Origin of the sequence: Candidatus Endomicrobiellum agilis, from assembly GCF_020328115.1 — a bacterium.
Lineage (GTDB): Bacteria > Elusimicrobiota > Endomicrobiia > Endomicrobiales > Endomicrobiaceae > Endomicrobiellum > Endomicrobiellum agilis.
This window is the reverse complement of sequence record NZ_JAIXMW010000006.1, coordinates 1-13686: the sequence shown is the minus strand read 5'-3', so window position 1 is coordinate 13686 and position 13686 is coordinate 1. Positions and strand designations below refer to the sequence as shown.

Below are 13686 nucleotides of genomic sequence, written 5' to 3'. Positions count from 1 at the left end.
AACTAGCAGCTTTTGTCCTTACTGCGACTTTAGATATATTTGCCACTTTTATTAGATATCATATCGGGAAATTATACATATTGTATTCATTTTTGCTTTAACCTGTCCACCATTATTTTTTTACATTGCCCCAATTGGGATAATTGATGTTTAAGCAGGATACAAAATCTATAAAACAAAACGGGAAAGTTTTGCTTATCACAATAAACTGTCCACGTTCATTCATTTTAAATAAACGGTGAGCGTTAGAGAGAATTACTTTATCCTCGCGGATGGAATTCTTTGTGCTGCTGTATGATTTTATCTCTGTCAAGATGCGTATAAATCTGTGTTGTTGCAATCGAATTATGCCCTAGCATTTCCTGAACAAAACGGATATCAGCCCCGCCTTTAAGCAGGTGGCTTGCAAAGGAATGCCTTAAAGTGTGCGGCGTAATATTTTTAGCAATTCCCGCGTTTTTGGCAATATTTTTAAGCTGTCTCCAAAACTCTATTCTTGAAAGTTTTTTACCGAGCCTTGAAATAAATACATAGTCGTCCTTAGCTGAAGCGGGTTTTCTTCTCCTAAGATAAATATTGATAAAATCTTTAGCCTTATTTCCGAAAGGAATAAGTCTCTCTTTAGAACCTTTGCCAATAATTCTTAAAAAACAGTCTTTTAAATTTATATTTGAAAACTTGAGATTTACAAGCTCTGAAACCCGCAAGCCCGCAGCATATAAAAGTTCAACCATCGCCTTATTTCTTATATGCATTTCATCATCGTCGCTTATGGAATTTAAAAGTAAATTAACTTCGGCAAAATCAAGCATGCCCGGCAAACTCTCAGGAATCCTAATAGACGCTAGATACAGAGTGGGATTATTTTTTATCAAATCTTCCGAATTTAAAAATTTATAAAACTGCTTCAAAGACCCCATAAGCCTACGAATCGATCTTGGCTTCAAGTTTTTAGTTTTCATTTCCCACAAAAAATCAGTAATATCACTATGCTCAAAATTCTCGAGGGATATCTGTTTCTTTTCAGCAAAACTAATAAATTTTGAAATATCGGTCTTATAAGCCAAAACAGTATTTTTCGACAGTCCTTTTTCAAAAACTATATAGGCAACAAAATCGTCAAGCGTTTTTTTACAATCTATCGACATAGCACAAACTCCTACGCGAAAACACGCAAATACGCTATTTCGGATAAATTTAGTCTGCTAAAACTTGATCCGCAATATTCTACTGTCCGTCCTTTTTTAACAGCAGATTCTCCACTATAACTTTCAAAAGAAAAAGAAAGACATATCTCTATACTGTTCCATTTCACTCTGCCTTCTATATCCTTCAAAATCGGGTCGGTCAGCATCTTATTTAAGCTACAAGCAGACTCATATTTTACTTTTTAATCTCATAAGGACAAGGCATGACAATTCCCACAGTAGTCGCAAAGACAGGTAAAGGAACAACAATAAGCGACTTATTATACCGCTTCAAAGCAAAGGCTCTGACGACTTAGGCTCACGGCTATCAGAATTATTATTGCATATCTTTATAAGCTATCTTCTCTTTTTTACTACTACAGCCTGCCGTCAGGCATAGACATACATATGTACATACACAATCTTTCTCGTTTTTATGTCCGCCCTATCCGGCTATATTTCTTTTTGTTCTTGCGTATTAGTTACACATTCTAATTCAATCGTTACCATTTTCTCACATAAGTATCGTTATTGCAAACGCTCAAACTCTCAGCATTTGTCAATAAAACCAGCGTTTATATACTGTTATATCAGACTTGACAACATCAAATATTAAAGCGTTTTGCTCATCCACTAGCAGCCTTTTTTTTAAAAAGCTATGCTTGCTTTACAATGTCTATTTTAAATACGGATTGTGCCTGATCTCGTTAGCTAACGTAGTATTGCTTCCATGTCCGGGATAAATAATAAGAGACGGATTCAATTTTTTGATTTTAGAAAGAGAACTCATAATCTTTTCATAACTTCCGCCATCAAAATCAGTTCTACCTATTGTTCCTGCAAAAAGAGTGTCCCCAGTAACTAAAAAACTGTCAAACAACAAGCATATACCGCCTTTTGTATGACCTGGCGTATGTATAACTTTAAAAACTGTAAAAGATAATTTTACCTCTTGACCGTCTTCAAGCAGTATTTCAGGTGTTTTTACAGTTTTTGGATAACCAAACAATTTTGAACCGTTCTTGTAAACGCTGGCAAGCATTTCTGCCTCATATTTATGTATTGCCAACGGAATTTTAAATTTAAGACGCACTTGGTCGTCAGAAAGTATATGGTCGTAATGACCATGCGTATTTACAAGCATCTCTGGTTTCAATTTGTCCTTTTCTATCTCAGAAATTACTTTTTCCCCATCTTCGCCCGGATCTATGATTACCGCATGCAAACTCTCAGAATCGTAAACCACATAACAGTTTTCTTCTAAAACGCCCGATATTATTTTTTTAATTTTTACCATTATAAAGACGCACCTTTCCGACCAGCTTTTACCCAAATAATTGCAGCCTTTAACTACAATATATTTTTACTTTTCTAGCAAAGGAGCATTGCGCTCACGCTTTGCGGCAGTTTTGCATGATGATAAGCCAATTACTTTCTCAGTCTCACGGCTGACGATTGAAAAGGGTTTACAGATAGAACTGCTTCTTTAGTTTTAGCGCTTTGGTTTAGAAAATCAGCGATAACTTTCTTGCCGTCAACATCAGAGACAAATACAGCCTGATATCCCCAATTAACGGGATTTCCCCTTATATATTTCTGCGGTATTAAAACGGAGCCGTCTTTAACCGGCAAGTTTGAAATCACTGAAGCTCCATCTGAAGAATATTTGTATAAAACAGCTTTATTCTTATATATTCTCAAAGCATATTCCCATCCTGATTCCGCCGTTAAAAAACCGTTTATGCCAGCAAGTAACGACGTAGATCCCGCGCCTTCAATATTATTTAAATCTATATAGAAATCTATAAAAGCGACGCTTTCATTCCATTTTCCATTTTCAAAAGAAAAACTTATTTTTATGTTGTTGTTTTCTGAAACAATTTTTATTAATTTCACCAGTCCTATATTGTATATTGCAACTCCGTTCAAAATACTGTCAACAACAGTTTGTCCGTTTGAGACAGAAATATCCCTTTTTCCAGCTTGAACAGCGCTAGACATAGAATTATCCGACTTTTTATTTTCAGGTTTTACAGCGCCTAAAAGACGATAAATATTTCCGCATGCAGCATCGAATATTCTCTTCCCGCCGGCTTGATTCGCGGACGCATTTATTAGCAGATCCCGACTGCAAAGATAGACCAGCTCGCTACAAGCGTTATGATAAGCATATTCTTTAAAATCAGGAGAAACCGCATAATCGCCAATCAAATTCGCCGCAGAATAAAGCTCTTCCATTATCGCAACGCTTACGGGAAACTGTTTAAAATGCACGTCTCTTTGCTGAAGTAGATTTCTTTCAACTTCAGTTATATATAAAGGCATAGCGGGTTTTATGTATTTGCTGTTGTCAAAAAAATTTATTAGGTACTCCATAAACTTCACATTTTCCAGATGTTTTTTCGTAAGCAGAACGGGGATAATATTTTCATGTTTCGCTTCAAGCCATCTCATAATACTTTCTTGATTGTGAGGAAAGTCTTTATAGAGCGAAAATACTGCGATCCCGTCAACGTCAAAAGCACCTGCAATATTTTCTTCAATATTGTCGGCATTTATCCACGGCAGACTCAAACCTGCAAAATAATACAGTATATCGCGCGATAATTCGGAAAAATTTAAAAAGATACCGAAAGCATTTATGTTTGTATTAGTTTCAAAATCATTTAAATTACTCGAAATATATCCTTCAAAAATACTTTGCTTGTTTAATTTTACTCCGGGAAACGCCGCAATAACAGATAAAACAGGTTCGGGACTGAAAGAAACCGCCGGTTCTATTTTTCTGCATGAAACAAGTTTTTTTAAATCTTCCGGAATGCCTATTATGGGATTTACGGGAACAGTCATACAAAAGCGACTAGATAAAAGCATCTTATCAACAATAGCCTGCAGTATATCCGAACTCTCAGCGAAAAAAACTATATATTTATTTCCCACGCCAAAAGTTACAGAACTTAAAAACATAAATAATATGACACATATAAATTTTTTCATAACTAGCTGTTTGTTATATCACCATTGATTATATCATTATTGACAAGAATTGTTAATTTCAATATAATACTAATCCCGCTATGAAAAAACAAAAAACAAATTTTTTTACTTCTTTGACAGTCTTTTCATTCTTTGTCATTTCTGGATGCGCAGACTCCGCGTTAAACTCTAAATTTGCAATATTGGAACAGCCTCAAGGAGAGCAAGAGATTATAGATACCGTCGCCATAACAGTTTTAACCGATATAAAACCGGAAAAAAAAGTAAAAAGAAAATATATAAGAGGTATCCATCTCTCTGCGATGGTAAGCGGTTCTGAAAACCGCAGAAGAATTGTAGCAAACCTTTTTGACAACACGGAATTAAACACTGCCGTAATAGATATAAAAGAATACGAAGGAAAAGTTTACATTGACGGCATAAAGACTGTAAACGCAAACAACGCTTATGAAAAAGCAATACCCGATATTAGAAAGTACATTTCCGATTTAAAAGAAAAAGGCATTTATACCATAGCAAGGATTGTCGTTTTCAGAGATAATACTTTATCAAGAAAAAAACCTGAACTTGCGGTAAAAAATCCCGACGGCACAATTTGGACTGACAGAAAAGGCGTCGCATGGCTAGACCCTTATAACAAAGACACATGGGACTACAATTTAGAGATAGCCGAAAAAGCGGTAGATATAGGTTTTGACGAAATACAGTTTGATTATATACGTTTCCCATCCGACGGCGATACAAAAAACTGCTGTTATAGCAAGCCGCATTCCTCAGCTGAAGCCTTAAAAGCTTTAGTAGGTTTCCTAAGAGAGGCCAACAGGCGGCTTAAAACTAAAGGCGCAAAAATATCCATCGACGTTTTCGGTTTAACGACAACGGCAACAAACGATATGGGCATAGGACAAAAAATAGTTGAGATGACGGAATGTGTCGATTACGTAAGCCCTATGGTTTATCCGTCGCATTACGGAAAAGGGAATTACGGTATTGAAGAGCCGAACAAAGAGCCTTACAAAATCGTTTATTTTGCTTTAAAGGGTGCACTAAAAAGAATACCTAATAAAAAACTACGTCCGTGGCTCCAAGATTTTAGTCTTCTCGGATACAAATACGGCGAAGATGAAGTGAAAGCGCAAATGCAGGCCTGCTACGACAACAAAGTAGGCAGCTGGCTATTGTGGAACCCAAGGTGCGTTTATACAAAAGGCGCTCTAAAAGAAGAAGGCGGCGACAATATTCAATCCGCCAATATCATGGAAAATGCTGAAACTAAACATTAAATCTGCTTTTCCGCTGTCAATTCGCAAGAGATTAAGAGACACAGGCTTAAAAATAGCTTTGTTATTTATCTTTCCAAAAAAGAAAAACCATGCAAAATTAAGACAAAGGTTATCCGAGCGATATAAATAAAACTAAATGCCAAATTAAAGTCCACCTAAACCCAATAAAAAACACTGGGAAATTACAAAACTCAAATAAGTTATCTGCCAACATATTGTTCTACTATTGCGACATTACGCTACTTGTAAATGATTTATTCCTCAGTCAATATATCGCCCAATGTCGGTTTATCATCTTTATTTGAGTACTCCTCTATAAGCTTTCTTTCTCTCTCAAATTCAAGTTTCTTTATTGACACCTCTATTCTCCTATTTTTCATATCAGCTTTTATTATCTTAGCTTCAATTTCTTCGCCTTCCTTCGGCAAAGACTGATATTCGTCGGTTCTTGAAAAAGCGTTTTTATTCTTTACTAAAGCCTCCACTCCGGGTTCAAGTCTTACGAAAGCGCCAAAATCGGTACACCTTACAACTTTGCCTTTTACCACAGCGCCGACTTTATAATTCTTGTAAGGATCGGGGTTGGTGTGTTTTAATGAAAAAGAAATCTTTTCGTTATGCGGATTTATTTCGAGAACGACAACTTCAATCTCATCGCCTTTTTTAAGAAAATCTTTCGGATGTTTTACTTTTGTAGTCCACGAAAAATCACTTATATGCACAAGCCCCTCTATTCCGTCTGGAAGCTTCACAAATGCGCCGAAAGGCATAATGTTTTGCACTACGGCTTTAACAACAGTTCCCGGCGCATAACGTCTCAGCGCTTCATCCCACGGATTTGTAAACATCTTTTTAACCGATAAAGCAATTTTTTTATTTTCTTTATCTACATTTATAATCTTTACGTCTATTTCCTTCCCTTTTTTAAGTTCTCTTTTAAATGCCGCTTCGCTGTCATTCCACGCATATTCAGAAGCATGGAGCAATCCGACTATTCCGGGTTCAAGCTCTATAAAAGCGCCGTAATTCATAACCGATGTCACAATGCCTTTCATAACAAGACCTATAGGGAACTTTTCAGTCACAGATTCCCACGGATGCGGAGCAAGATTTTTCATGCTTAAAGAAATCCTTCCACTATCCCGATCAATTTTTAAAACACGCACTCTTACAGTCTGCCCGACATGCAATAAATCGCCAAGCGTTTTAACTTTATACCACGCTACATCGCCTATATGCAAAAGCCCATCAACTCCGCCTATATCAATAAAAGCGCCGTAACTAGTAATTTTTGATACCGTCCCGTCAAGTATCTGTCCCTCTGCAATATTTTCCAAAGCGGACGCTCTTGCCACATTTTTTTCGTCTTCAATAATTTTTCTGCGGGAAACAGCCACCTTTCTCTTTCTCCAGTCAAATTCCGTTATTATAAACTCGTATGATTGTCCGATATATTTTTCAGTTTCTTTTACAAAATTCGTATCAAGCTGAGAGATATGCAAAAAGGCGTCCACGCCAATATCTACAAGAAAGCCGCCTTTGACGGTTCTTAATACTGTTCCGGCAATACGCTTACCGTTTTTAAAAGCTTCCTGCAGTGCGTCCCATTTTGCTTTCTCAATAACTTCTCTATAAGAAAGAACGGGCTGTCCGTAAGTGCTTACAATCTTTACCTTTACTTTTGCGCCGACTTTCAGTTCAGGCGGAACTTGTCCTTCTTCAAATTCTTTTTTGGGAATCATTCCTTCGGACTTCATTCCTAAATCAACCATAAAACCTTCTTCATTTTCTTCAACAATCGTCACTTCAATCTCTTTCTCAAAATCAGCAGCGCCGGTTTTATAGAAATTTTTCATTAAATCAGCCATATTGATACCTTCGCTGTCTTCAAAATCTGTCAATGTTTTACCTAAATTCTTATCTTCCGTCATTTCGCTTATTCTCCTTAAAATTAAGGTGCAAACCGAAATCTCGCTCGCTGCTTTTGACATCGGCTGAATAAAGTCAAGAGGACACTTTCGCGGCAAGTTCTCTTATCTTCACTTCAATTTCCTTTATTATCCAGTCGGGCGTCGACGCTCCCGCGGTCAAGCCCACGCTGTCAATATTTTTAAACCATTTTTCTTTTACGCTATCAGCCGTTTCAATGTGATATGTCTTTGTCTTAGCCGAGCAAATCTGCGCAAGCCTTGTAGTGTTACCCGAATTTTTACCGCCTATTACTATCATTAAATCAACATTATTTGCAAGTTTTTCAGCAACTTTCTGTCTGTCAAGAGTGGCTCTGCATATAGTATTATAGACTTTTGTTTTATAGCGTTTCTTTAAAACTTTTACAATGCTGTTAAAATTTTCAGGAGTCTGCGTTGTCTGACTTACAATATTTAAGTCCCCGCCGCCTTTAAATTTCCGAGCTGCTTTCACATTTTCAACAACAACGCACTTGCCGTTTCCGTAAGACACAAGCGCAATAACTTCAGGGTGAACTTTCTCACCAACCACTATTATCGTTTTATCTTTAGACTTTATATCCGTGCTCAACCGCTTTACAGTATCCTGCGCTCTTTTTACAAAAGGACATGCAGCATCTATTACGTCAATTTTTTTATTTTCTTCAAGTTTCTTATAAAGACTAAAAGGTATGCCGTGGGTGCGCAGAATTATAGAGCCACTTTTTACTTTTTTCGGATCTTTTAAAGTTTTTACGCCTTTTTTCTCAAGTCTTTCAACCTCTTGCGGATTGTGAATAACAGGACCTAAAGTATATACTTTGCATTCTTTACTAGCAGTTTTTTCAGTTAATTTTACAGCCCTTCTAACGCCAAAACAAAAACCCGCATTTTCCGCTATTTTAATTTTTAACTTTGTCTTTAACTCCACGAGTTTCAATTTGCCTCGCAAAACACCTTTCTTTACTTCGTATTCCATGTTTTTTACTAAAGTTTCTCTCGGCGAAATGAAATTCACACCAGCAACCATCGCGAAACTTTACGACTGTAAATCCATCGCTGCCGTTCGTTCTAAATTTTTCTTCTATAAGTTTTTTATTTTCAGCCCTTTTCTCTTCAACTTTTAGCATAAGATAAAACGCTTAATTCATCCCGCGACTTAACGCCTACATGTCTGTGTCTTATCAAGAGGATGCCAACAGTCAAAAAATTATATCCATCGCAATTAATTATTCACCTTATCATTATCAACCATCATTTACGTGCGCGCAGAAGTCAAATAAATATCAATTGCAAACTAATACAGATAAATTAATCAATAACAAAAATATTGCAACAACTGCAATAAATCTAACAATTGAACTCGCTCACATTTCTGCTATTATATCCAAAACTTTCTTCGACAAGCTGATATAGTCGTTTTTTACAAAATTCTTTGGAGGATATATCGGTTGTCCAAACTTTACTTTTATCTGTCTGAATTTTAACATTGCATCTGTGTTCTCTATTTTCACGGGGATTAAAGGCACTTGAGTATTGCATGCCGCCATCCCGACGCCAGCTTTCGCTTTTCCTATTTTACCGTCTTTTGAACGCACTCCCTCCGGAAACATTAAAAGTAAATGCCCGTTTTTCAGAATAGAAAACGTATTTCTCATCGCGATTATATCCTGCGAACCTCTTTTAATGGGAAAAGCATTCGTCCGTCTAATTATCCACCCAAAAATAGGTATATCAAATAACTCTTTTTTCCCCATAAAATACGCGGGACGTTTCATCGCAGAAGCGACTAACGGAGAATCAAAAAAACCTATGTGATTAGGGGCGATAACCGCGCCACCCGATTGAGGTATATTTTCCATACCCTCAATATGCCATCTGTAAAGCAAACCAAACGCCATTCTAAACATCTGCTTACCTATTAAAAATACAATCGAGGGCTTTTCTCTCACCTGCATATATCCTTCAAAGACTTATAAAAGCCGGGAAAAGATATGTCAACGCAATGCGAATCATTGATTACGGTTTCGCCCTTTGCGATTAAAGAAGCCACAGCCAAAGTCATAGCGATTCTGTGGTCTTCAAAACTGTCAACAACAGCGCCAGCAAGGTTAAATCCGCTGTCTCCGTTTATAATAAATCCGTCTTCAAGAGATTCCACCTGAGCGCCAAGCTTTTTAAGCTGGCTCGTAACCGTTTCTATTCTATCGCTTTCTTTTACTCTAAGTTCTTTGGCGCCGGAAACTTTCGTAACACCTTGCGCTTGCGTCGCAATAAGCACAAAAACAGGTATCTCGTCAACCATCCGCGGGACAAGAGAAGCGTCGATATTTATGGCTCTAAGCCTAGAATACTTTACAACTATGTCGCATACGGGTTCCTGCGAAACCTCCCTCATATTAGTTAAAGCTATATCTGCACCCATCTGTTTTAATACTTCAATTAATCCGTCCCTAGTAGGATTGACTCCTACATTTTTTATTATTAAATTTGAACCGGGAACGATTAAAGCTGCAGCAATAAAAAATGCCGCCGAAGAAATATCGCCCGGAACCGTTACATCTTGCGCCGTAAGTCTTTCCGCGGGACAAATTGTAACAGAATTGCCGTCGACACTGACATCTGCTCCAAAAGCTTTTAACATTCTTTCACTATGATCTCTTGACTTTACGGATTCTCTGTAAGTTGTCGCACCGTCGGCATACAAACCCGCAAATAGAACTGCAGACTTTACTTGCGCCGTCGATTTATCATTTTCATAATTTATTGCTTTCAGCGGATTCTTGCCCTTTATTATCAAAGGAAGCAATCCGTCATTTGATTTTATATCAGCCCCCATTTTTGACAAAGGCTCTATGACCCTCTGCATAGGTCTTTTTGAAAGACTGTCATCGCCCGTGATAACTGTTTCAAAATTTTGCCCGGCAAGAATACCAGAAAGGAGTCTCGTCGTTGTGCCTGAATTTCCCGCGTAAATATCATATTTTCCGCTATGCGGACTTGTAAGTTTTAATCCTGCCCCTTTTATGTAAAGATCATTGCCATCAATTTTAATTTCTGCGCCCATTTGACGAAACGCTTCAATTGTTTTGCTGCAATCGTCAGACGGCAAATAATTTCTGACAACAGAATTGCCCTCCGCAAGAGAAGAAAGCATGACAGCTCTGTGCGTTATAGACTTGTCCGCTGGAACTTCAATCATACCTGAAACACAGTTGATCTTATTAAGTTTTATCTCCATAATCCGCAAATATCTCCGTTTATCGTATTACAATCAGTATTCTTCAAAAAATTTAAATATTTCTGCTCAGGTAAAACAGTCAAATAATTTGAAATAAATATTTCTTTGCCGCTTTGATTTCCCAAATCAGACACATTGCGCATTCCATATGTCATATCCCAAGGAAAAATACTGGCAAAAGAGAACAAATTCCTTATATAATCGCTATCGTCATATGTCACAAGCCACTTATGCTTACACCTTTTCATACTTTCAGCAAAACGTTTATGGTCAAAATTTTTATGTAAATTCCCGTTTTTTCCATAAAGAGCCGATTTTCTTGTCGAGAAATACGGCGGATCTAAAAAAATAAAAACAGAACTGCCGTTTTTCATAAGCAGCTTTTCATAATCAAATTTTGTTATTTTCGTATTTTTAATTATTTTTTCAATATTTCTCAATCTCAATATGCTGCTTTCAGTAAAACGCTCTCTAAAAGCCGCATCGCTGTAACCACCGCTTAAACTTGTACCTGAAAATGTAATGCGATTATAGACAAAAAAAGCAGCGGCTTTTTCTAAATCAGTCAAATTATCATATTGTCGTTTGAGAAACTCATAAAGCTCTTTTCCGTCATCATATTTTGTTTTCCATTTATAAATCTTGTCAGTCAGCTTGTTCATATCTTTTTGACTGTGCCGCCAAAACTGATAAAGTTCATCATATAAATCATTCACCCAAAAAGATTTATTAGGGAAAATCTGCTTTAAACGTATAAATATCGAACCACCGCCTAAAAACGGTTCTCTGTATTCGTTAAAATCCGGAATAATCTTCGATATTAAATTGACGGCTCTGCTTTTGCCGCCGGGATATCTCAAGGGACTTTTTATCACTTTATCCCCTGAATCTGAACAATAAATTTATTTTCTTCCGCTTCTTTAAAAATTTTTTTTATGAATTCCTTATTTTTTTCAGACAAATGATTTGCCTTAAAACAACTATCAATATCTTCTTTTGCAGACTTTGAACTAATCGTTCCAAGAAATATTTTAGAAGTTAATTTTAAAACGGCTTCGCTTTTCACAGATATGCCGTTTATCTCAACAGAATCAAGATTAGAATATAAAACCATTTTAATTAAACCATCTTTTATATCGGATTCACCCGGCAAAACCGAATTTCTACTATGTTTACTTTCTATAAGTTTTACAACGTCTGCACCCAGAAAAATTTCGTCGACTGTAAAGAAATACTTACCGCCTAAATAATTTGAAATTGTTATTTTGGCTTTTGATAGCGTACCTAAACTTTCTTTAGGCTGAATAGTCTTATATTCTCTGATTTGCGCGTTTCTAGCTTTTTCCCTTGAAAACTTCATGAACTCTTCAACGTTCTCACCAATCTTATCCCTGAAATTGTCAATTCCTTTAAAGTCGTGAAGTTTCACTTTTGTTTTTTTCTCGATTCTCAGATAGCTGTGTTTTATTTTATCTACTATAAAACGCAAACCGAACAGTTCTTTTAGATTCCAATGCAATCCCGAACTGTAGTAACCTTCTATTTCCCTTATCTTAGATATAACAAAATCATTGTCAAAGCTTTGCTCCACAATCTTATTCTTTAATTTCTTTGCATCCGAATAATAAGCAAAAACCACATAAATATCGAGCAAAGACATCATAGAAACAGTATCCCATTGCAGAAAATCTCTATCACCGCTTTTACCTTCATCTTTTACTGCTGGGATAACGGTAATTTTTTTTGATATATGTATAGTATCGTATATTCTTTTATATGGATATGAACGCGTTCTTTTTGGAGACACCCGCTTTGAAACTGCAAACAAATTCTCCCTATCAAAAACCAACGAGCTAGTCGGAGACGAGTTTATGTCAAAGCATTCTAAATCAAATTTGTCCAGATTTCTTTTAAGTGTTCTTTTATACTTTATCCCTTTAATTGTTCCAGTTATATCCATAGCTTTTTTTGCATCTTTAAAACTCAATCTGCTGCAGAATTTCTCTCAATAAAGTCACACTCGTAATTTCATTCTTACGTCTTTAAAATTTCTATCTCGACTAAGAAAATCTATAGTCTTTATTTAACATCTATCTGTTCTAATCCTATTATGCTCACTCTCGTCTTCAATCTAATAATTCCCTTCCCACTGCTTTCGCAATCGGGTCTAACTCTTTCATCAAACTCCTAAACTGTTCAGGCAGCAAACTTTGCGGACCATCTGAAAGCGCTTCCTCCGGACGCGGATGCACTTCTATTATTATTCCGTCCGCTCCCACCGCCACGCACGCTTTTGCCATCGTTCCCACATGTTCTCTTATTCCTATTCCGTGCGACGGGTCTAAAATCACAGGCAAATGCGTCAACTTCTTGAGTACTGGAATCGCATTCAAATCCATCGTAAATCTCGTAGAATCTTCAAATGTCCTTATTCCTCTTTCGCAAATCATCACGTCATAATTCCCTTGCGAAAGTATGTATTCCGCAGACAGCAAAAGCTCTTTCACCGTCGCCGCCATTCCTCTCTTTAAAAGTACAGGCTTATTCTGTTTCCCTGCCGCTTTCAACAAATCGTAGTTCTGCATATTTCTCGCTCCGATTTGTATTATATCGCAATACTTCGATAAAAGTTCCACTTGCTCCACCGTCATCGCTTCACTTATCGTCGGCATGTTCAGCTTCTCTCCTGCCTCCTTCATATATTTTAACCCTTCTTCTCCTAGTCCCTGAAACGCATACGGCGAACTCCTCGGCTTAAACGCTCCTCCTCTCAGTATCGTCCCTCCGCACTCTTTCACTACTTTCGCCGTGTTCTGCATCAATTCTCTTCCCTCTATCGCACACGGACCCGCCATAATTTGTATCTTCTTCCCTCCTATCTCCACATTCTTGCTCACTTTTATCACCGTATTCTCTTTCTTGAACTCTCTCGACGCAAGCTTGTACGGCTTCTGTATCTCGCTCACATGTTCTACTGCGTCCATCGCCTCAAATATTTCTTTGTACTTTTCCGCTCTATCTCCTATCAT

General features: G+C 37.1%; 11 protein-coding genes. 1 reads left to right on the top strand and 10 read right to left on the bottom strand.

Going from position 1 to position 13686, the window contains the following annotated elements; translation table 11 throughout:
- Positions 1 to 260 precede the first annotated feature (260 nt).
- From xerD to LE179_RS04335, 3 genes are all read right to left on the bottom strand, one after another.
- Positions 261 to 1148, bottom strand: a complete 888-nt coding sequence (gene xerD, locus LE179_RS04345; protein WP_374129148.1) for a site-specific tyrosine recombinase XerD — start codon at positions 1146 to 1148, stop codon at positions 261 to 263.
- 715 nt (positions 1149 to 1863) lie between these two features.
- The gene (locus LE179_RS04340) at positions 1864 to 2484 is read right to left on the bottom strand and encodes an MBL fold metallo-hydrolase (RefSeq protein WP_374129147.1); all 621 of its coding nucleotides are present in this window, start codon (positions 2482 to 2484) and stop codon (positions 1864 to 1866) included.
- A gap of 131 nt (positions 2485 to 2615) precedes the next feature.
- Positions 2616 to 4184: a hypothetical protein gene (locus LE179_RS04335; RefSeq protein ID WP_374129146.1), complete on the bottom strand. Its 1569-nt coding sequence runs from the start codon at positions 4182 to 4184 to the stop codon at positions 2616 to 2618.
- Between the two features lie 80 nt (positions 4185 to 4264).
- Between LE179_RS04335 and LE179_RS04330 the strand changes: the two genes are divergently transcribed.
- Positions 4265 to 5467 carry a putative glycoside hydrolase gene (locus tag LE179_RS04330; protein ID WP_374129145.1) on the top strand — a complete coding sequence of 401 codons (1203 nt, stop codon included), beginning with the start codon at positions 4265 to 4267 and terminating at the stop codon, positions 5465 to 5467.
- A gap of 254 nt (positions 5468 to 5721) precedes the next feature.
- On the opposite strand, the gene LE179_RS04325 is transcribed toward LE179_RS04330, so the two are convergent.
- From LE179_RS04325 to aroF, 7 genes are all read right to left on the bottom strand, one after another.
- Positions 5722 to 7458, bottom strand: a complete 1737-nt coding sequence (locus tag LE179_RS04325; RefSeq protein ID WP_374129144.1) for a S1 RNA-binding domain-containing protein — start codon at positions 7456 to 7458, stop codon at positions 5722 to 5724.
- A gap of 13 nt (positions 7459 to 7471) precedes the next feature.
- Complete coding sequence (gene ispH / locus LE179_RS04320; protein WP_374129143.1) at positions 7472 to 8434, bottom strand: 4-hydroxy-3-methylbut-2-enyl diphosphate reductase; 963 nt, start codon at positions 8432 to 8434, stop codon at positions 7472 to 7474.
- Between the two features lie 349 nt (positions 8435 to 8783).
- On the bottom strand, positions 8784 to 9326 hold the full coding sequence (locus LE179_RS04315; protein ID WP_374129142.1) for a lysophospholipid acyltransferase family protein: 543 nt from the start codon (positions 9324 to 9326) through the stop codon (positions 8784 to 8786).
- 38 nt (positions 9327 to 9364) lie between these two features.
- Positions 9365 to 10657, bottom strand: a complete 1293-nt coding sequence (aroA, locus tag LE179_RS04310; protein WP_374129141.1) for a 3-phosphoshikimate 1-carboxyvinyltransferase — start codon at positions 10655 to 10657, stop codon at positions 9365 to 9367.
- A complete protein-coding gene (locus LE179_RS04305; RefSeq protein WP_374129140.1) occupies positions 10648 to 11532 on the bottom strand; it encodes a DNA adenine methylase in 885 nt (294 codons plus the stop codon). The genes aroA and LE179_RS04305 overlap by 10 nt, the downstream gene beginning before the upstream one ends.
- Positions 11529 to 12644, bottom strand: coding sequence for a hypothetical protein (locus tag LE179_RS04300; RefSeq protein ID WP_374129139.1), 1116 nt, complete (start codon positions 12642 to 12644; stop codon positions 11529 to 11531). Before LE179_RS04300 ends, LE179_RS04305 begins: the two co-directional genes overlap by 4 nt.
- Before the next feature lie 139 nt (positions 12645 to 12783).
- Positions 12784 to 13686 (bottom strand): 3-deoxy-7-phosphoheptulonate synthase (gene aroF / locus LE179_RS04295; RefSeq protein WP_374129138.1); only part of this gene is annotated, 903 nt, incomplete at its 5' end.

What these genes read in the sequence shown, in the direction of transcription:
- LE179_RS04325 (WP_374129144.1), bottom strand. Translation starts at nt 7,458, where the DNA reads ATGTCAAAAGCAGCGAGCGAGATTTCGGTTTGCACCTTAATTTTAAGG.
- aroA (WP_374129141.1), bottom strand. Translation starts at nt 10,657, where the DNA reads ATGGAGATAAAACTTAATAAGATCAACTGTGTTTCAGGTATGATTGAA.
- xerD (WP_374129148.1), bottom strand. Translation starts at nt 1,148, where the DNA reads ATGTCGATAGATTGTAAAAAAACGCTTGACGATTTTGTTGCCTATATA.
- LE179_RS04335 (WP_374129146.1), bottom strand. Translation starts at nt 4,184, where the DNA reads ATGAAAAAATTTATATGTGTCATATTATTTATGTTTTTAAGTTCTGTA.
- LE179_RS04330 (WP_374129145.1), top strand. Translation starts at nt 4,265, where the DNA reads ATGAAAAAACAAAAAACAAATTTTTTTACTTCTTTGACAGTCTTTTCA.
- LE179_RS04340 (WP_374129147.1), bottom strand. Translation starts at nt 2,484, where the DNA reads ATGGTAAAAATTAAAAAAATAATATCGGGCGTTTTAGAAGAAAACTGT.
- LE179_RS04315 (WP_374129142.1), bottom strand. Translation starts at nt 9,326, where the DNA reads ATGTTTAGAATGGCGTTTGGTTTGCTTTACAGATGGCATATTGAGGGT.